At 69.6% G+C, this 18,307-nt stretch carries 21 protein-coding genes and 1 pseudogene; 5 read left to right on the forward strand and 17 right to left on the reverse strand.

Annotated elements, in window-relative coordinates; all coding sequences use genetic code 11:
* Positions 1-92 precede the first annotated feature (92 nt).
* Positions 93-221: pseudogene (locus GWI24_RS22070) on the forward strand (ATP-binding protein); the annotation flags it as partial.
* Positions 222-249: 28 nt separating this feature from the next.
* Here the strand turns inward: GWI24_RS22070 and GWI24_RS22075 are convergent.
* A complete protein-coding gene (locus GWI24_RS22075; protein WP_210947650.1) occupies positions 250-1,104 on the reverse strand; it encodes an NAD(P)H-binding protein in 855 nt (284 codons plus the stop codon).
* Between the two features lie 82 nt (positions 1,105-1,186).
* Between GWI24_RS22075 and GWI24_RS22080 the strand changes: the two genes are divergently transcribed.
* Positions 1,187-2,143 carry an AraC family transcriptional regulator gene (locus tag GWI24_RS22080; RefSeq protein ID WP_210947651.1) on the forward strand — a complete coding sequence of 319 codons (957 nt, stop codon included), beginning with the start codon at positions 1,187-1,189 and terminating at the stop codon, positions 2,141-2,143.
* Between the two features lie 221 nt (positions 2,144-2,364).
* Here the strand turns inward: GWI24_RS22080 and GWI24_RS22085 are convergent, their stop codons facing one another.
* Genes GWI24_RS22085 through GWI24_RS22110 form a run of 6 tightly spaced genes read right to left on the reverse strand, consistent with a single transcriptional unit; the run spans position 2,365 to position 8,941 of the window.
* Positions 2,365-3,222, reverse strand: a complete 858-nt coding sequence (locus GWI24_RS22085) for an ABC transporter ATP-binding protein (protein ID WP_210947652.1) — start codon at positions 3,220-3,222, stop codon at positions 2,365-2,367.
* Positions 3,219-4,241: an ABC transporter ATP-binding protein gene (locus GWI24_RS22090; protein ID WP_210947653.1), complete on the reverse strand. Its 1,023-nt coding sequence runs from the start codon at positions 4,239-4,241 to the stop codon at positions 3,219-3,221. The genes GWI24_RS22085 and GWI24_RS22090 overlap by 4 nt, the downstream gene beginning before the upstream one ends.
* Before the next feature lie 6 nt (positions 4,242-4,247).
* Positions 4,248-5,099 carry an ABC transporter permease gene (locus GWI24_RS22095; protein ID WP_210947654.1) on the reverse strand — a complete coding sequence of 284 codons (852 nt, stop codon included), beginning with the start codon at positions 5,097-5,099 and terminating at the stop codon, positions 4,248-4,250.
* Positions 5,096-6,073 (reverse strand): ABC transporter permease, encoded by a 978-nt coding sequence (locus GWI24_RS22100; RefSeq protein WP_210947655.1) that lies wholly within the window; start codon positions 6,071-6,073, stop codon positions 5,096-5,098. The genes GWI24_RS22095 and GWI24_RS22100 overlap by 4 nt, the downstream gene beginning before the upstream one ends.
* Positions 6,074-6,077: 4 nt before the next feature.
* Positions 6,078-7,727, reverse strand: a complete 1,650-nt coding sequence (locus GWI24_RS22105) for an ABC transporter substrate-binding protein (protein WP_210947656.1) — start codon at positions 7,725-7,727, stop codon at positions 6,078-6,080.
* Between the two features lie 41 nt (positions 7,728-7,768).
* Positions 7,769-8,941 (reverse strand): C45 family peptidase, encoded by a 1,173-nt coding sequence (locus GWI24_RS22110; protein ID WP_210947657.1) that lies wholly within the window; start codon positions 8,939-8,941, stop codon positions 7,769-7,771.
* A 121-nt stretch (positions 8,942-9,062) separates the two neighbouring features.
* Between GWI24_RS22110 and GWI24_RS22115 the strand changes: the two genes are divergently transcribed.
* Positions 9,063-9,965 (forward strand): MurR/RpiR family transcriptional regulator, encoded by a 903-nt coding sequence (locus GWI24_RS22115; protein ID WP_210947658.1) that lies wholly within the window; start codon positions 9,063-9,065, stop codon positions 9,963-9,965.
* A 53-nt stretch (positions 9,966-10,018) separates the two neighbouring features.
* On the opposite strand, the gene GWI24_RS22120 is transcribed toward GWI24_RS22115, so the two are convergent.
* The 10 genes from GWI24_RS22120 to GWI24_RS22165 form a co-directional block, all read right to left on the reverse strand.
* Positions 10,019-10,354: a gas vesicle protein K gene (locus GWI24_RS22120; protein ID WP_210947659.1), complete on the reverse strand. Its 336-nt coding sequence runs from the start codon at positions 10,352-10,354 to the stop codon at positions 10,019-10,021.
* Positions 10,355-10,384: 30 nt separating this feature from the next.
* Positions 10,385-10,651 carry a gas vesicle protein gene (locus tag GWI24_RS22125; protein ID WP_374103329.1) on the reverse strand — a complete coding sequence of 89 codons (267 nt, stop codon included), beginning with the start codon at positions 10,649-10,651 and terminating at the stop codon, positions 10,385-10,387.
* The gene (locus GWI24_RS22130; RefSeq protein WP_247616714.1) at positions 10,648-11,517 is read right to left on the reverse strand and encodes a GvpL/GvpF family gas vesicle protein; all 870 of its coding nucleotides are present in this window, start codon (positions 11,515-11,517) and stop codon (positions 10,648-10,650) included. Before GWI24_RS22130 ends, GWI24_RS22125 begins: the two co-directional genes overlap by 4 nt.
* On the reverse strand, positions 11,514-11,906 hold the full coding sequence (locus GWI24_RS22135) for a gas vesicle protein (RefSeq protein ID WP_308343914.1): 393 nt from the start codon (positions 11,904-11,906) through the stop codon (positions 11,514-11,516). The genes GWI24_RS22130 and GWI24_RS22135 overlap by 4 nt, the downstream gene beginning before the upstream one ends.
* Positions 11,903-12,166, reverse strand: coding sequence for a gas vesicle protein GvpG (locus GWI24_RS22140; RefSeq protein WP_210947660.1), 264 nt, complete (start codon positions 12,164-12,166; stop codon positions 11,903-11,905). The genes GWI24_RS22135 and GWI24_RS22140 overlap by 4 nt, the downstream gene beginning before the upstream one ends.
* Before the next feature lie 13 nt (positions 12,167-12,179).
* Positions 12,180-12,947 carry a GvpL/GvpF family gas vesicle protein gene (locus tag GWI24_RS22145; protein ID WP_210947661.1) on the reverse strand — a complete coding sequence of 256 codons (768 nt, stop codon included), beginning with the start codon at positions 12,945-12,947 and terminating at the stop codon, positions 12,180-12,182.
* Positions 12,948-12,949: 2 nt separating this feature from the next.
* A complete protein-coding gene (gvpJ, locus tag GWI24_RS22150) occupies positions 12,950-13,330 on the reverse strand; it encodes a gas vesicle protein GvpJ (protein ID WP_210947669.1) in 381 nt (126 codons plus the stop codon).
* Between the two features lie 207 nt (positions 13,331-13,537).
* A complete protein-coding gene (locus tag GWI24_RS22155) occupies positions 13,538-13,864 on the reverse strand; it encodes a gas vesicle protein (RefSeq protein WP_210947662.1) in 327 nt (108 codons plus the stop codon).
* A gap of 715 nt (positions 13,865-14,579) precedes the next feature.
* The gene (locus GWI24_RS22160) at positions 14,580-15,299 is read right to left on the reverse strand and encodes a 5-formyltetrahydrofolate cyclo-ligase (RefSeq protein ID WP_210947663.1); all 720 of its coding nucleotides are present in this window, start codon (positions 15,297-15,299) and stop codon (positions 14,580-14,582) included.
* 16 nt (positions 15,300-15,315) lie between these two features.
* Positions 15,316-16,632 carry a transcriptional regulator gene (locus tag GWI24_RS22165; RefSeq protein WP_247616715.1) on the reverse strand — a complete coding sequence of 439 codons (1,317 nt, stop codon included), beginning with the start codon at positions 16,630-16,632 and terminating at the stop codon, positions 15,316-15,318.
* Between the two features lie 699 nt (positions 16,633-17,331).
* On the opposite strand from GWI24_RS22165, the gene GWI24_RS22170 reads away from it, so the two are divergent.
* Positions 17,332-17,571 carry a hypothetical protein gene (locus GWI24_RS22170; RefSeq protein ID WP_210947664.1) on the forward strand — a complete coding sequence of 80 codons (240 nt, stop codon included), beginning with the start codon at positions 17,332-17,334 and terminating at the stop codon, positions 17,569-17,571.
* Positions 17,572-17,600: 29 nt separating this feature from the next.
* On the forward strand, positions 17,601-18,017 hold the full coding sequence (locus tag GWI24_RS22175) for a hypothetical protein (protein ID WP_247616716.1): 417 nt from the start codon (positions 17,601-17,603) through the stop codon (positions 18,015-18,017).
* The last annotated feature ends 290 nt before the right edge of the window (positions 18,018-18,307 follow it).

An 18,307-nucleotide genomic window follows, 5' to 3' on the forward strand; every position in this document is an offset into this window, starting at 1 on the left:
CTGCGTCCGCCGATGCCCTGGTGTCGATGGCGCGCCCGCGATGAGTTCACGGGCGCGCCACCGGCTCAGCCGTGTGTGCCCTCCAGCCGACCCCTCCCCCGGACCGTGAAACCGGTCGCGGCCTGCTGCTGGTGGAGGCGCTCGCCGACCGCTGGGGCGCCGAGCCGCACCATCCGGTGGGCAAGACGGTGTGGGCGGAGCCGGACTCGCGCCCCGGCTGATCACGGTCGCCGGGCTCTCCCGGCCCCGTCAGGCTCCATCGGAGGACTCAGCACGGGCATCCCATACACCGGTAGCGGCGGTCTTGCGGGCGTACTCCGCGAAGTCATGGGGTGGTCGGCCGAGAATGCGCTCGACGGTGTCGGTCACGTTGGCCCTGCGGCCGTCGAAGACCTCGACCATCAGGTTTGCCAGTCGCGTCGCGTACTCGGTCGACACACCTCGTCCGGTCAGCGATGAGACGAACTGCTCAAGTGTGACCGGCAGATAACGAATCTCCCTGCGGGTCACCCTCGCTATCTCGCCGACGGCATCGGCGAAGGTGAGCAGTCGTGGCCCGGTCACTTCGTGGATCTGGCCGGCATGACCGTTCTCGGTCAGCGCCGCGACGGCGACATCCGCGATGTCCTCTGCGTCGGTGAACGGTTCCGCCGCATCGCTGACCGGAAGTGACACCACACCGGCCCGGAGCAGTTCTACGAGGAACGCCTCGCTGAAGTTCTGCGTGATGAACCCCGCCCGCACGATGGTCCACTCCGCACCCGACTCCCGCACCGCCTTTTCGCACCGCTCGGCCTCGGCGGCACCACGGTCAGCGAGCAAGACAAGACGCCGGACGCCGCAAGCCACCGCGAGGTCCGCGAAGGAACCCACGATCCTGGCCGCGCCAGGGAACGCCGCATCAGGATAGAAGGCCACATAAGCCGCGTCCGCGCCTCGCAGGGCCGGTTCCCACGTGGTGTCGTCCTGCCAGTCGAACGGCGGCTCAGCACGCCGTGAGCCAACCCGTACCGGCACATCACGCGCTACGAGCCCGGACACGACCCGGCGTCCAGTCTTGCCTGTTCCCGCGAGGACCAATGTTGTTCGCGCAGTCAATGTCATGTTCCACAGTCCACCGGCATGCCGGACTACGGGCCATGGTCGAGCCTCGCAGGTCCATCATCGTGCGTCTTACACTGCGCCGGTGGACCCTTTGTCGACCTTGTTGGACGGAGTCAGGGCCAGGGGCGCATTCGTGCTGCGGACCGTCCAGAACCCACCCTGGTCGGTGCAGGTGCGAGACGGGGCACCACTCAGCGTAGTGGCCATCCTGCGAGGGATGCCCTGGGTTGTGCCCAGCACTGGTGACGCGGTGCGACTGGACGCAGGCGATATCGCGATCGCGCGTGGCCCGGACGCGTTTACCTTCGCCGATAATCCCCGCACTCCGATCCAGGTGGTCATTCAGCCCGGCCCCCGACGGACAACCTCGGCCGGCACGGAGCTGCCCGAGGTCGCGGGCATGGGTGCGCGCACCTGGGTCAACGGCGTGCGGACTCGCGACGACGGCGCGGATGGTTCGTCGGTGCTGCTGATCGGCAAGTACCGGGGACGGGGCGAGATCGCTACGCACCTGCTCAGCGCGTTGCCGCCGCTTCTGGTCATCCCCGGGGCCGCCCACGTCGAATCGGCGATGGTGTCGCTACTCGCTGAGGAGACCGTGCGAAACGAGCCGGGCCAGGATCTCGTACTCGATCGATTTCTGGATCTCTTGCTGGTCGCAAGCCTCCGCGCATGGTTCTCCCGGCCCGATGCCGAAGCGTCGGCCTGGTATCGAGCCAACGGGGATCCCGTTGTCGGGACCGTCCTGCGGCTCATACACGGCCACCCGGGCCATCCCTGGACGGTGGCCGCGCTCGCCGGGCGGACCGGGGTGTCCCGAGCGACATTGGCCCGCCGATTCACCGACCTCATTGGTGTGCCACCAATGGCATACCTCGCCGAGTGGCGAATCGACCTGGCCGCCGATCTTCTCAGGGAGTCGGACGCCACGATCGGCTCCGTAGCCCGTCAGGTTGGTTATGGCAGCGCATTCGCGCTCAGCACCGCTTTCAAGCGCGCACGCGGGATCAGTCCACAACGCTACCGCGACCGGACATGACCGGTGCTGAGCTTCGCGCTCGGCTTCCTGACCTCGTATGTCAGGGGCTCTTGCCGGACGCTGCCACCCAAATCTGTCGACCAGACATGAGGAGGCCCCGCCCCATGGTTGACGAGTACCACAGGGCGGCGGCCCTCGCCATCCGTACGGGCAGGGCCGCCGCTCCGCCGGACATCTGGGGCCCGGCCCATGCGGTGCCGGATCCGGCCGGCCGGTCACGGTCAAAGCTCGGCGAGTTCCGCGCGCAGCCGTACCGTCTCCGCCGGGTCCCAGCCGTCGTGCGGCACCGACGACAGGAGCAGCCGGGTGTACGGGTCCTCCGGGGTGTCCAGCACCCGGGCCGTCTGGCCCGTCTCGACCGCGCGGCCGCGCCGCATCACCAGCGTGTCGTCCGTGATGTGGCGTACGACGGCCAGGTCATGGCTGACGAAGACCAGGGCCACACCGGTCTCCCGGCGGATGTCGGCGAGCAACCGGAGGATCTGCGCCTGGATGGACACGTCCAGCGCCGCCACCGCCTCGTCCAGCACCAGCACCTCGGGTTCCACGGCGAGCGCACGGGCGATGGCCAGCCGCTGGCGCTGCCCGCCCGACAGACCGCGCGGGCGCGCGTCGCCCTCCCGCTTGCCCAGGCCCACCTGGTCCAGCAGCTCCTCGATCCGGCCGGCGGCGGCCTGCCCCTCGTACCGGCCGTGCAGCCGCAGGGCGGTGTGCAGGCACTGACGCGCGGTCAGGCGCGGATCGAGCGATACGTACGGGTCCTGGAAGACGATCTGGATCTCGCGGGCGCGGCCCAGCCGTGCGGCCCGGCGCGCACCAGGGCCGAGTAGCCGTCCGCCGCCCCGCCGGCCCGGTGTGCGCTCCCGCCCGTTCACCGTGATGGTCCCCGCGTCCGGGCGCACCAGGTCCACCAGGATCCGGGCCACCGTGGTCTTGCCGGAGCCGGACTCCCCGACGATGCCCAGCGAGCCGCCCGCCGGGACGGAGAACGAGACGTCGTCCACGGCCGTGGTCCGGCCACCGCCCGGGAGCGCATAGCTCTTGCGCAGCCCCTGTACGACGAGTGCGGGCTCGGTCATGCGCTGCTCCTCGATACGAGTTCCAGTCGGCGGCAGGCCGCGGAGCCGCCGTCCGCGAAGCCGTCCTCATCCGATCCGTCGCCGTCGCCGCCGAACGGGACGGCCACCGGCGCCCAGGTCTCGCACTCCGCCTCGGCCCGTGCGCAGCGCGGGAGGAAGGGGCAGCCGGTGAGGGCGTCGGACAGGGAGGGCGGGCGGCCGGGGATGGGCCGCGGTTCGCGGTCGTCCCCCAGGCTGGGCGAGCATTCCAGCAGACCGCGGGTGTAGGGGTGTTTGGGGTCGGCGAACAGCCCGTGGGCGGGCTGCTGCTCCACCACACGGCCCGCGTACATCACATACACGCGGTCGCAGTAGGCGGCCGCGAGCGGCAGGTCGTGGGTGATGAAGAGCGTCCCGAGGCCGCTGCCGGCCCGCCGCCGCTCCTCCTGGATGGACCGCAGCAGGGCCAGGACCTCCGCCTGGGTGGTCGCGTCCAGCGCGCTCGTCGCCTCGTCGGCGAGGAGGAGGTCGGGGTCGGTGGACAGGGCGGCGGCGATCACGACCCGTTGCAGCATCCCGCCCGACAGCTCGTGCGGGCGCTGCCGCATCCGGCGCTCGGGGGCGGACAGCCCCACCGAGGCCAGCAGCTCCGTCGCCTTCGCCACCGCGTCGCGCCGGGACAGGCCCAGGACCCGGGTGAGCGGATCGGTGAGGAAGTCGCCGATCCGGCGGACCGGGTTCATCGCCGAACGCGGGTCCTGGAAGATCATGGAGACGGTGCGGGACCGGTGCCGGCGCAGCCGGGCCGGGTCCATGGCGAGCACGTCCTCGCCGTCCACCCGTACCGAGCCGGAGGCCCGCGCCCCCTCGGGGAGCATGCGCAGCACCGCCCGCGCCGTCGTGGACTTGCCCGAGCCGGACTCGCCCACCAGGCCGACCACTTCGCCCCGGCCGACCCTCAGCGACACCTCGGCGAGCATCGGCCGGGCGGCCGCACCGGCCGGCAGTTCGATGGTGAGATCCTCGATGTCCAGCAGCATCGCCGCCTACCTCCCCTTGCCCAGCCGGTCCGAGACCCAGACCCCGACGATGTTGAAGGCCACCACGACGGCGGCGATGGCCGTGCCCGGTACGAGGGCCGGCAGCAGCGCCCCCCGCACCACGGCGTCCTGCCCCTCCTGCACCATCAGCCCCCAGTCGATCGAGGGCGATCCGGCGCCGAAGCCCAGATAGCTGAGGGTGGCCAGGCTCATCAGCCCCTCGCCGAAGAGCACCACGAGATAGCCGACGATCGCCCCGGCCAGATTGGGCACCAGATGGCGCACGCAGATCCGGGTCCCGCTCATGCCCTGCACCCGGTAGGCGTCGATATACGGCTTGGACCGCTCGGCGAGGGCGAGGCTGCGGGTGTACCGCGCGATGGTGGGCGCGTACGCGAGCCCCAGGGCGATGATCGACGTGGTGAGGCCGTCGCCGAAGACCGCGATCACCAGGACCACGAACAGCAGCCCCGGGAAGGCGTACATCACATCGGTCACCCGCGAGAGCAGGGTGTCCACCCAGCCGCCGCGCCACGCCGCGACCGTGCCCATGGTCACGCCGAGCAGCGCGGCCAGCGCGAGCAGCGCCAGGGGTGCCAGCAGGCTCGACCGGGTGCCGTACAGCACCCGGGAGAGCAGGTCCTGCCCCGAGGCGTCGGTGCCCAGCGGATGCTGGGAGGTGGTCCCCGCGAGCGAGGCGGACAGGTCGACCGCGTCGGGCGCGTGCGGGGCGATCAGGGGAGCGCACACCGCCGCCACCACGACCAGGGCGAGGAAGCCGCCCGCGATCATCACCGGCACCGGGCGCCGGGCCCGTACCCGCACCGGGATCAGCGCCCCGGCCGTCACCGTCGTCATGCGGTCTTTCCTTCCGGCTTGCGTCCCCTCGGCTGCCCGCCGGGCGAGACCCGGGGGTCGATCAGGGGGTGGACCAGGTCGACCAGCGTCGTCACCACGACATAGCCGATGACCATCAGCAGCAGCACCGCCTGGGTGACCGGGAAGTCATGCGTGGTGATCGCGCTCACCAGCAGTGAGCCGATCCCGCTGAGCCCGAAGGCGGTCTCGACCACCACCGTTCCGGCGAGCATGCCCGCCATGACGAGCCCGCACATGGTGACGATCGGGCCGAGCGCGTTGCGCAGCACATGCTGGACGACGATCTGGCGTTCCGACTGTCCGGAGGCGCGGGCCGCCTCCACATGGTCGGAGGCGTACGCCTCGGCCATGGCCTGCCGGGTGACCCGGCTGATCACGGCGAGGGCGCTGAGGGCGAGGGCGAACGCGGGGAGCGTGAGATGGTGCAGCCGCCCGGTGAGCCCCTCGCCCTGGCCCGTCACCGGGAACCAGCCAAGACGCACCCCGAACAGGGAGACCAGCGCGATGGCCGCCACGAAGGCGGGCACCGAGGCGGCGAGCGTGGTGCCGCCGACCACCGCCGAGTCCACCCAGCCGCGGCGCAGCGCCGCCAGCACTCCGGAGCCGACGCCCAGCACCACGAAGAACACCGTGGCGTAGGCGACGAGCTCCAGGGTGGTCGGCAGCCGCGCACCGATCAGGTCGGCCACATGGTCGCGGTACTGGAACGACCGGCCCAGGTCGCCCTGGAGACCGTCCCACAGCCACCGGCCGTACTGGACGACGAGCGGATCGTCGAGGTGGTGCTCCGCGCGGACCGCCGCGAGCTTCTCCGGGGTGAGCTCCTGTCGGCTGCCGGAGAGGAGGACGGCGGGGTCCCCGGGGGCCGCGTAGACGGCGGCGAAGATGATGAACGAGGCGGCGAGCAGCGTGGCGAACAGGCCGGCGATCCGCCGCGGCAGTCCGCGGATCATGGTGTCAGCCCTTCTTCGTGCCGAGATCGGCGGCCCACGGGTAGTACATCGACACCATGGACGCCGGCGCGCCGGTGTACTTGTCGCCGAGCACCATCACCGACGGCACCTGCACCAGGGGGATCCACACCGCGTCGTCGGCGAACTTGGTCTGCGCGTCGATGACCAGCTTCGCGCGCTCGCGGTCGTCGATGGTCTGCTGGGCCTTGCCGACGAGGGCGTCGTAGCCCTTGTCCGAGTAGCCGAGCCAGTTGTTGGCGTTGCCGGATATGCCGTTGTCGTAGAAGCCCGCCGGGTCGGCCTTGGAGATGTACCAGTCGACCGGGATCAGGTCGAAGCCGTTCCGGGACTTGGGGTCGGAGAAGAACTCGTCGTAACGGCTCGACGCGATCGTCTTGACGGTGACCTTCAGCCCGATCTTCTGGGCCGCGCCGCGCACCGCGTTGGTGATGACCGTCTGGCTCTCGCTGCCGTCGCTGGAGACGACGATCGGCTTCGAGGGCGCCCCGGCCCGCTCGACCAGCTTCTTCGCCCGGTCGATGTCGTCCGCGGAGGGCGAGGCGGTGTAGGCGGTGGAGTGTTCGAGGTCCTTCTGCGCCTTCTGGAACGCGGCCTTCTCATAACCCCAGGCCCCGGGGCCCACCGGGGTCGCCCAGGGTTCGGCGAGGCCGTTGAAGCCGGACTTGGCGATGCCCTCGCGGTCCATGGCCAGCGAGAGCGCCTTGCGCAGCCGGGCGTCCCCCAGCGCGCCGCTGTTGGTGGGGCTGAGCGACCAGGCGGTGGTGGACTGCCCGTAGTAGGCGCGCACCCCCTTCTTCTTGGACAGCACGGCGGCGGGGCCGGTGGCGGTCAGATAGGCGCCGTCCGCGGCGCCCGTGGAGATGGAGTTGACCAGGGCGCTGCCGGAGGCCCAGCGGAAGACGACCTCCTTCGTCAGCGGGCGGACGCTCTTGTCCCAGTAGTCCGCGGAGCGCTCGATGGTGAGGGAGGAGCCGGAGTTCCAGCTCTTCAGCCGGTACGGTCCGGTGCAGGCGTCGGGGTGGCCGGAGGTGCCGAAGTCGTCGCCCTGCTTCTCCACCGCCTTGCGCTCCATGATGATCCCGGCGTCACCGGCGAGGGCCTTGGTGAACAGGGCGCTCGGCTTCTTGAAGGTGACGGTGACCTGGTTCGCGCCGGTCTTGGCGATCGTGTCGACGTCCTCGTACTCGTCCGACTCGTTCATCTCCGGCCGGGCGTGCCGCTTGAGGCTCCACACCACGTCGTCGGCGGTCATCCGGGCGCCGTCGTGGAAGGTGACGTCGTCGCGGAGGGTGAGGACGAGCTTCTTGTCGCCGGTGTACTCGGCCTTCTCCGCCAGCCGCGGCGCGGTGGTCATATCGGGCCTGAGCAGGAGCAGCCGCTCGCAGATGTTGGCCAGCACGGTACGGGTGCTGCTGCCGCCCTGGGCGTCCATGTCCAGGGTGGCGGGCTCCTGCTCCACGAGCCAGTTCACCGTGGTGACCGCGCCGGATGCCTTCGGGGTGGTGTCGGTGAGCTTGAGCTTCGCGGGGTCGACGGACGCGCCGCCGGACCCGGAGGTCGCCCCGGAGCACCCTGCGGTGAACAGCAGGGCACCCACGAGGCCGACTGCGGTGGTACAGAGCTTGGTTCTCATGGCAGGCTCTCTGGTCGTTCGTGCGGACGTGAGGGGAGGCGTCAGTTGGGGGCGTGCGGACCGTCGTAGAGGTTCCAGGGCAGGTGCTGGTACTCGTGGTCGCAGGGGGTTCCGGGGGTCACGTGATAGTCACCGGTGGTCAGGTCCACGCAGGAGGACAGCAGCGTCGTCCACCACTTGACCTCGGGCTGCCGGGGGTCGGGGTGGGTGCACAGGCCCTCGGGGTGGCCGAGGTGGTCGGACATGGCCTGGTGGATCAGCTTGCGGGACTCGTCCGGCGCGCCGGCGTCGCGCAGCCGGCGCAGCCCGGCCTCGGCCCGGGGCACCCGGATCAGGGAGTCGGAGGACTCGGGGCGGTAGCGGGCCGCGAGCTGGACGGGGACGGTGGTCTGGTAGTGGTTGCCGTGGACGAGCAGCCCCTGCGTCGGATACATCCAGCCGTGTGCGCCCGGAGTGGTCTCCAGGTCGAGGGCGAAGCCCTCGCGGCAGGTCAGCAGGGCGTTGCTGGCGATGTGGCCGCGGGTGCGGCACAACACGTCGACCGCGTCGCTGATCGACTGGCTGTCCAGGACCCGGCGGCGGATCACGGTCTGGGGCAGCCCCACGGCGTCGTCGAACCGGCCGCCGAGGCCGTTGGCGTTGAGGGCGATGCCCGCGGAGTTGGCGCCCTGGCGGCCGATCTGCCCGGCCTCCACCTGCATGATCACGGTGGGGTGCGGGGGCTGGACGATCCGGAGCATCAGGACGGTGTCCGCGACGCCCGCCCGCCAGTCCCAGTTCTGGCCGCAGTAGACATGGCCGTCGCCGCTCGCCTCGCCCAGTACGGCGAAGGACGTGCAGCCGTCGGTCACCTCCCGGTCGTCCGTGACGTCCGCGACGGCGTCCGCCCGGGCCCGCATCCGGGCGAAGGTCTGGTCGTAGATGATCTCGCCGCGGGCGTTGAGCGCGAGCACGTCCAGGAGCCCGACGCCCGCCCCCTCGGCGATCCCGCCCATCTCCTCGACGAGTTCGGGGGCGTAGGCGCGCACCGGCTCCAGCCAGCGCTCGGCGCGCGCGGTGACCTGGTCCCAGGTGAGCCCCGAGGATTCGCCGAACGCCTCCTCGTAGTAGGCGAGCGCCCCGCCGATTCTGTCGCGCGCCGCCTCGCCGTACTGGCGGCCGCGCTCGGCCGGCGGGCCGGAGATCTCGACGGTGGGGATGGTGGCGGCTGTCATGGCACTCCTGTGTTCTGAGGCCGGGACCCACGAGGGGCTGTAATGTTTGTTTCAGAAATCAGCGTTCTTGGAACGGTGAGCCCAGATAGTAATGTCCGCCACAGGGAAGTCAATAGCTGTAATGAGCGAACCGAAAAGCGTTACCGGGACGACACGGCTGGCCGCCGCGGTCCGTGATATGTGGGGTGAGCTGTCCGCTTCCGAGCGGGTGGTGGCCCAGTACCTGGTCAGCGCCCCGCCGGAGAATCTGCTCTTCGCGAGCGCACAGGAGCTGGGTGCGGCCAGTGGCACGAGCAACGCCACCGTCGTCCGCGCCCTGCAGCGCCTCGGCTACGCCGGACTGCCCGCGCTCAAGAGGGAGCTGGCCGCCGGCTTCACCTCCGAGACCGCCCCCGAGGAGCGGCTCAAGCAGCGCATCGCCCGCGTCGGCCACGACCTGGACGAGATCAAGGACCGGGTCTTCGACGAGGCCGCGGAGCGTCTCGACCAGTGCCGCCGCCTACTGGAGACAGATGTGCTGAAGCAAGCGGTGCAAACGCTGGCGGACGCACGTGAGGTGGTCGCCTACGGCGTCGGCGCCTCGGAGCCGGCCGCCCGGCATCTGGTGCTCAAGCTGCGCCGGGCCGGCCGCCGGGCGCGCTTCGTCGGCGCCACCGGTTTCACCATGGCCGACGAACTGCTGAGCCTCGGCCGCGGGGACGCGGTGGTGATCCTCCATCCCGGCCGCCGGCTGCGGGAGTTCACCGTGCTCACGGATCGGGCGCGGGCCGTTGGCGCGGGCGTCGTGCTGGTCACCGACGTTCCCACGGGGCCGCTGGCCACCCACGCCGATGTGGTGATCAGCGCCCCGCACACACCCACCGGAATCACCGCGGAATCCCTGGCGGGGATCGTCGTCATGGACACCCTCGTGCTGGCGCTCGCCTCCCTGGACGAGGCCCGGGCGGTCGAGGCGTCCCACCAACTGACCGTGCTGAGGGGGCAGTTGATCGACCGGTCCGAGCCGCGGCCGCGCAAGGGCTGAGCGGGCGCGCGGGGTTTCTCAAGCGGGGTTTCTCAAGGGGAGGGCGCGGCTTCTCACCGGGAGGGCGGGCCCGCCGGGGAGCCCGCCGGGGAGCCCGCCGGGGAGAGCAGGGTGCCGAGCGGGCCGAGGTCGAGGTTGAGGTCCTCCGTCCGCAGGCCGTGACGGGCGCACATCTCCTCCATGCGCTGCTGGAGGATCATCAGCGTCATGCCGACGCGCTCCTCCTGCTCCTCCGTCAGATCGCCCTTGTCGACGCGGTGGAGCGCCTGGCGCTCCATCAGCTGACGCAGCAGCTCGACCACGGTCAGCACCAGCTTGGCCAGATCGCGCTCGACCGTGTCCGCGTCGGTGCGCAGCCGCTGGGCGGCGGCGCCGGAGGGGGCTGACATGCGCGGGTTTCCTTTCGTCGGGGCCTTGCGTCAGGGCAGCAGTGGGGTGGGGTGTTCGGCGTCGACCGGAGCGATGACCGCGCGCAGGTCGATCCGTACGAGATCGACGTCCGCGATGGACAGGACGAGGTCCCCGGTGAGCACGACCCCGCCCTGGAGCAGCCGGTCCAGCAGGTCGATCAGGGCGACCTCGCGGCCGGCGAACGCCCGTGCGTCCTCCTCGTCCAGCGCGCCGCCGCGCATACGGGCCTCGTCCAGCGCACCGCTCATACGGCCCTCGTCCAGCGCCCCGCTCATACGGGCTCCGGCCGGGCGGCCGGATCAGGCTCGGGCGGAAGGGCGAAGGAGTACGGCGCCCAGGGGCCGGTCACCTCGACGCGCACCCCGGGCTGCCCCTCGGCGGCGGCCAGGACGCGGGAGCGGAACTCCTCGGCGCGGTCGGCGGGCACCAGATACGCGTCGTTGGCGATGTTCTCGCCACCGGGCTTCCCGCCGCCCGCCGTCTCGCCGCCGGCCACCTGGGCGAGTTCGCCGCGCTGCGGCCGATGGGCGACCCTGCCCACCGCCACGCCCCCGGCCTCCTCGGCGATGCGCGCGGCCGTCCGCGCCGCCGTCTGCCAGGCTTCCTCGACGCCGCGCCGGCGCCGGCGGCGGGCGGCGAGATAGGCCCGGCCCGGGCTGAGGGCCGCCTCCCCGCCCGTGGCCTCGGCGCGCACCGCCGCGTCCCCCGCCAGGGAGTCCGTGGGGTCGGTGTAGACCTTGACGCCCCATTCGACATGCCCGGCGAGCCGCTCCAGCAGCGGCAGGAACTGGTCGCGACGCTCCTGGAGGACCCGCCGCACCCGGTCCTCGTCCCGGTAGACGGTGGCCAGCCGCAGCGGCAGTACGGCGCCCAGCGGCGCCAGCCCCGCCACCACCCCGTGGTGGCCGCGGGCCAGCGCCTCCAGCCGGGGCAACTCCTCCAGGCCCGCCCGCAGCGCGCCCTCCTCGAACTCCTCGGCCGGGACTGGGCCGACGGCCGCCGCCAGATCCCCGGTCTCCACGAGTCCCACCTGCTCGTCCGCCACCCCGCGCAGCGTGGCCACCGCCCGCGCGGCCTCCGGGGTGGGGCGCAGCACCGCGTAGGCGTACACCATGTGCTGTCGCCGTGCGCTCTCGGTCAACCGTCCACGCTCCTGTCCTCGGCCCGTGCCCGCAGCGCCGCGATCTCGGCGCGCAGCCGGGCGTTCTCCTCGGTGAGGGACCGCTCCGCGTCGTCGTCCTGTACGGCCCTGGTACGGGCCCGGGAGGACAGCGACGGATCGTGCTCCCACCAGTCGATGCCCATCTCCTTCGCCTTGTCGACGGAGGCCACGAGCAGCCGGAGCTTGATGGTGAGCAGCTCGATGTCCAGCAGGTTGATGCGGATGTCCCCCGCGATCACCACGCCCTTGTCCAGCACCCGCTCCAGGATGTCGGCGAGCGACGGGGCGCCCTCGGCGCCCTGGCCGTACGGGGTGGCGGGCAGGCGTGGCGGGCCCAGCCTGCCCGCCACCGGTTCTGTCGTCGTCACGGGGCTCGTCTCCGCTCGTCCGGCCGTTCCCGGCGTTCCAGCTGTGCCAACCGGTCGAGCAACTCGTCCTCACGGCGGTCGTACGCGTCCTCGTCGATCCGCCCGGCCAGCAGGTCCTGTTCCAGTTCGGCCAGGGCGCGCCGGACCGGCGCCGGGTCGTAGTACTCGCGCTCGGCGGCCGCGGCGATCTGCTCGGCGGCCCAGACGGTGGCGCGCACCGGCGCCAGCGGAAAGGTGAGCAGCCCGGTCAGCAGTCCCATGGCGCTCCCGCCCTCAGGCCACGAAGCTGTACGGCGGCAGGGGGCCGCGCAGCCGGAAGTCGTAGCCCTCTCCGTAGCCCTGCGCGAGCTGCCGCGCGGCCCGGGAGAACTCCTCGGCGCGCCCCCGCTCCACCAGGAACGAGGCGTTGAGGAAGTCGTCCCCGGCCGGGGAGGCCACCACCTTGCCGCGGGCCATCTCCGACAGCCGCCCGACGACCTGGTCGGCCAACGCCCGCTGCCGTGCGTCCAGTTGATGGGCCACCAGCTCGCCGAGGGCCACCCGGTCCGCGTAGGTGCCACCGCCGTCGCGGGTGCGTTCGTTGAGGCGCCGGGCGTCATCGGACTCGGTGAGCACCTCCCGCAGCAGATCGTCCTGCGAGCGGGCCGCCTTCAGGTTGAACTCCGCGGTGGCGTGCAGCTCCTCGAGCCTGCGGACGTACTCGGCGCGCTTGCCGTCCAGCGCCGCCGTCACCGCGGCGTCGTCGGGCGCCAGCATGCCGAACCGCATCGGCAGCACCGCGCCGTCCGCCATCAGCCGCTCCTGGACCTCCTGGTGGGCGGCGAGGTCACGGCGCTTGGGGCGCAGGTCCGGCGGCGCCGGGCTCACCACGCAGGCCAGCGGCCCGCCGGTGACCGCGCGCAGGGCGCCGGACACGCCGCCCACGGCCCGCAGTCCCTCCAGCCGCAGCGGATGATCGGACCCGGTGATCGCGTAGATGTAGAGGGACGGGGTCGAGGACGGGGACGGGGACGGGGACGAGGTCGGGGACGTGGTCGACATGGTCACTTGTCCTCGTCGTCGCGGTCGCGATCACGGTCGAAGACATCGCTGATGGCCCCGAGGGCGCCGCTGATCGCCCCCTCGGTCTTGCCCCGGGCGCCGCCCTCGACGATGTTGCCGACGATGTCGCTCAGCTTGTCCGGGGCCTTGCGGCCCGATTCCAGGTCGAGGCGGTTGCACGCCTCGGCGAAACGCAGATACGTGTCCACGCTGGCGATCACGATCCGGATGTCGATCTTCAAGATCTCGATGCCGACGAGGGAGACCCGGATGAACACGTCGATGACGAGGCCACGGTCCAGGATGAGTTCGAGGATGTCGAAGAGGCTTCCGGTCCCCGAACCGGTCGATGCGGTGGCAGGCAGCCCGCCGGTCTGCGTCATCACGGTCACGTGTGCTTCCTCTCGGTCGCGCTCGGTCGCCTGTCCGCGTCTGAATACGGGCGCGATGGCGGTGGCGTTCACCGATGCCGGCGCGTGTGACACATGGCGCGCGCACATGGAACGGCCCCGCGCCACGGACATCGCCAGCGCGAGGCCGTGGGAGGAAACCCGGCAAAAGAACGGCCGTGCCTGGTCCGGCTCCGGTGTCTAACGTCCGCGGTCGAGCTGACCGCGGGCGTAGCGGTGTTGCCGCTCATAGCCGAGGAGCTGCCCTTGTGAGTCGAGGGTCACACGGTAGGTGGCCATGATGGTCATGGTCTCGGGCACCCGCTCCAACTCCACGACCTCCACATCGGCCACCCATCCGTCCGGCGTGGGCTGCATCGCGGAAACCGCCTCCGGCGCGGTGCCGAGCAACTCCCCCAACTGCCGGGCGGCGCCCCGCATGGCCTGCGCCACGGGTACGCGGCGGGGCCGCGCGTCGGAAGTTTCGGAGGTGTCCGTGGGCGGTGTGTCCGGATCAATGCTCGTCATGGTCCTACCGTGCCAAGTCCTGTGGGTGCGTGGTGTGCGGATCCCCAAAGCGGCAACGCGGCAGCGCAGAGTTTCCCCTACCCGCCCCTCCCCAATGCTCCAGACGGGTAGTTCTGGAGTGATCGACAGTGGCGGTAACGCAGCAGGTCAAAGCAGTCTCGCACCCCTTGCGCTTCCCCCGGGGCATGGAGACGAAGTACGACGGTAGGGGTCGGCGCCGCTGAGACGCTGCGCGGGGTCCGGTGCATCCGGCTGTCGGTGCGGACGGACGAGACCACCAGCCCGGAGCGGCAGCGGGAGGCCGACGACATAGCGGCCGGCTACCTGGGCTGGTGCTTTCCGTCGCGCGCTCCGGCCACGCTCACGAGTTTCACAGCACAGATCAGAGGTGAAGCGATCGCCCCAGTCATCCAGGATGTGCTGAAGATGGGACACGCAGAACATGATCTCGGCGACCTCATTCATGAGGTCGCTGGTTCCCTCAAGTTGCACGTCAACCATGTGGAGTTGGAGGGCCTCAGCCCTTGTGTCAATTTCGGCAACCCTCTGCTCTCTATCCCCTCGGGTAGAGGCTGGGACGTCCCGTTGCCAACGCGCCCACGAGCGCGCCTAGAACGGCGGCCAATCCCTGATCCATGATTCCCCGTTCGCATTGTCCTGTCGAGCATCGACCCTCCGTTCCCGCCCACCATGGCATGTACGGAGGCTCAGCCTCTCACCGGTTACTCGGCTTGCGATTGGCCAGCGCGGGAATTGCGGCGATGGAGTCAGGTGCAAGGTGTTCCCAGATGATTCCGGGGGGACGTGGGTGGGGTGGACACTCGATAGTTTCTTCTGGGGTAACAATAAGGTCCACTCGAAAGTCGTGTTCGGACTCGGGTAGCACTTCTTTCACCACTTGGAGAGGGTGAACCGTAGTCGCAATAAGCGTGTTCGGGCCGATGAGGCCAGCTTCCTGCAAGAGGGCTACTTCAATATCGGAGTATCCGGCGCCTTTCCCCAGCCGTACACCCTTTGAGTTAACGGCAACACTTCCACACACAATCAAGTCAACGGCCGGCATCTCATGCACGCCTACCTGCCGCGCGACTTTTGCTGCTGTTCGCCGTTCGGCGGCTTCGATCGGCGGAATACTGAGATTTTCAGGGTCCAAGAGGTAGAAAGGATTCTCCGTCGCCAGCTTCGGCGATGCCATATAAATCCGTTTGCCCTCTTGGAGCGCCCGTGCACGTACAGGCAACTGGGCTTTGTCTGGAACCGCCTTGATGACGCTTGCAGCCTGCCAGGCAAGATGTTCAGCGAGACGGGCAGCGGCAGAGTCCGCACCGATGAAAGAAGGGATACGGCCCGTCACGTCCCCGTGCGTGGGCTCCAGCTGAGCCCAGACGCGTTCGCGGACGGCTTGTTTGGCACGCTGAACTTGCGCCCTATCCATCGATGCCTCTTTCTGCCTATGCGGATGCAATGAGATTCAGAAGCCGGTCATTGAGTTCATGCACTACCGGCACGGCTCGCCATGGTTGCAGTTCACGACCTGCCTGAAAGATGAGGTTCAGCCCGCCGCCGCCACGGTTGCGTTCTACAACGTCAATCGCTTTGCCGAGCGCACTCGCAGCTTCGTCTACCTTCCTTTGTCGAATGTACGCAAGAGTCAGATTCCCCAGAGCGATAGCATGAGATTTTGACCCCTCACGCAACTCTTTAGCTGTGTCCTCTAGGACTGTCTGCGCGCGAGTAGTTTCATTTAGGAAAAGAAAGCAAGACCCAGTCAATCGCCCGAACTGTCCAGGAGAGAACATCGACACGCCAGCATCGCTGGGGCTAACCTGACTGAAATGCCATTCGGCGTTTCTCAATGCTTTTTCGCAGTCTCGGCGTTGCTGCAACATTGCGTAAGCCTCGGCCGCGTGTAGCACAGCCAGTCCCGCAAGAACATGGCTGGTATTCTCAACCGTGTCGGCGGAGCGTTGTGCAATTTCCAGACCGGTACGCGGGTTCTTCTCGCCATATAGGGCAACAAAAGAAGTGCGTAGTAAGGCCAGGCCCTCGGCAACGGGATCGCATAATTCGCGTGCCGCCTCGGCAGCTTGAGCGAAGTAAGCGCGAGGGGTGTCGTGGTCGGTCCTCCCCGAAGCATCCCAGACCAATTGCCCCATTAACGTGGAGGCTTCCGCCTGCGCGGCATAGAGATCTCGGCGAACGGCATACGTGGTCGTGTGAGTATGCCAGTACGCGAGTTGCCCTAAATGCTGCCCGATTTCGGCGATTAGAGCCGTAGACGGCTCAGTGACATAGCGCGCGTCCAGGGTTTGTACTTGTTGCCGGAGTTCAGCCACCGCCAATAGGTCGAGGCTTCCGGGGTTCTCCCGCACGTACTGAGTACGCGCTTTGGCCTGGGAATCGGTCACGGCCTCGACGGTAGTGCCGGTGTTGGTGGTTCCGTCAATGCCATTTGGGGAACCCTCCCATGGCCGTTTCGGTAGTCCGAGCATTTCGCCGGGAATGCCGAAGCCGTCGGAAATACGTTCGATCACTTGTTGGCCGCGTACGCCACGGACACCCCGGATGATGTCGCTCACGCGGGAACTCGTCATTTTGCCGATGGCGGCGGCAATGTCCGCATGGCTCGAGCCTGTACGCCTGTTGACGAGGCGGAAGATCTCCCGGAAGTCCCGGGTAGCGCATGCCCGCTGCATGGCCTCGCTCCCGAGAAGCGCATCAGGAATCGTCAGCGGGTAGCCAGCGCGTTGCGTCTCGCGTTCGTCCATGGCCCACCTAGCAGGAACGGAGGTGATCTCCCCAGGGTAGCCCCCGATTCCTCGCAACGGGGTTCCCCAAAGTCGCTTGCGGGGTTCCCCGTTCGCGGTTCTTTCGGGGGTCGGCTGCCTCGAAGCTCGTGGGACACATGCAGCGCGCCCAAAAGGGTGCCCCCGCGACGGGCGAACGTCCGGGGGCGCGGGCCACCTGCACACATGAGAGAAAGGACAGGCAGCCGTGCGCAAGAGTAGCCACGATCACCCGAACGTGGGGACGCTGGTACGAGATACGGCCACCGACCGCCTGGCTAGCTACATGGGCCGGGGCGGACCATGGCACGGTGGCAAGGAATGGCAGGGACGCCCGGAAGACCTTCGCCCGGCAGAGGTGAGCCGTGCCTGAGCGCGAAGTCTCCGAACACCCCCGCGCCGCTGACCTTGAGCAACTTCAAGCCGCGTACCTCATGCACCGGGCCGAGTGCCAGACGTGCACGCCCGACCAGTCGTGCGACATAGCGCGACGGCTGGAGGAGGCACGACGTGTGGCAGGGGCGACATGAGCACGAACTGTGCGGAGTGCGCCCGCCTGGAGCGCGAGAAGGAAGCGGCGCGTCAGGCGGGGGACCTGAGCAAGGTCACCGACTATGCCGTGTTACTCAAGCGACACCCCGACCACAGCAAGAGGAGCGCTCTCTCTGGAAGGGGGCGGGCATGAACCGGGCCACGTACCGTTTCCGTGAGTTCCAGCTCGTCCCCGACACCGAGCCTGACGCCGAAGCGCTCACGTTCGCCCTGCAGTGCGCGGTGTGCGAGCAGACCGGGGAGCCCAGCGACGATCAGGCCACCGCGCACGCGTGGGCGACCAGCCACCTGAAAGCGAACCCGGAGCACCTCACCTATCGGGAGATCATCACCCGCCCCTGCCGGTTCGAGCCAGGAGCGTGGCAGTGACGCGAACCATCCTTAAAGGCTCGGACCCGATGCTCAGCGCCGAACGCGCCCAGGGAGCGCCGGACGGGATCTATCTCGCCGAATGCATGACGTGCCCCGCCACGTCGGGGCGGGTGGACAGCGATCCCGGTCCCGTCGCGCGCTGGTCCATCCTCCACACCCAGCAAGAAGGGCTGAATCATGGGCAGTTCCTCGTGACCGCTGAGCGTCACTGGCGCGTAGACCCCATACGGTCCCAGGACGGACACGGCACGGCTATGCCGCCCCCGGCCCGCAGCGCCAGCCAGGCGACCGCCACGCACCGCGCCCCCGGACGCTGGGGAGCCTGCTGGCGGCGCACCGTGGCACGGCTGGGACGATTCGCCGGGCCACTGGTCCTGACCACGTTCATCGTGGCCGCCGGACTCGGCGGCTACCTCATCAGGACCGGCCAGGACACCGGCTGAGCTGCTGACGACGCCCGCACGGCCGGGGATCCTCCCCCGTAGCCTCCAGCCGCGCGGGATCGGCGACGCTCCCGACCGGACAAGCCCCGCGCCTGATGGGCAGACGTGCCCACGCCGAGCGGACGCGCTTGAGGCTCCCGCCCCGGTCCGCCCCTTCACCGGAGTGCCGCGCACCGCGCGGTGAGAGCGCCACCAACCAGCCTGTCCCCGGCTGATCACGACCGGGGGCGGGGCACTTCCATGCCCGCTGACCTGCCGCTTGCTCCAGAACACTTACTTACGAGCATCGG

The sequence above is a fragment of the Streptomyces sp. MK37H genome (assembly GCF_018035285.1).
Lineage (GTDB): Bacteria > Actinomycetota > Actinomycetes > Streptomycetales > Streptomycetaceae > Streptomyces > Streptomyces endocoffeicus.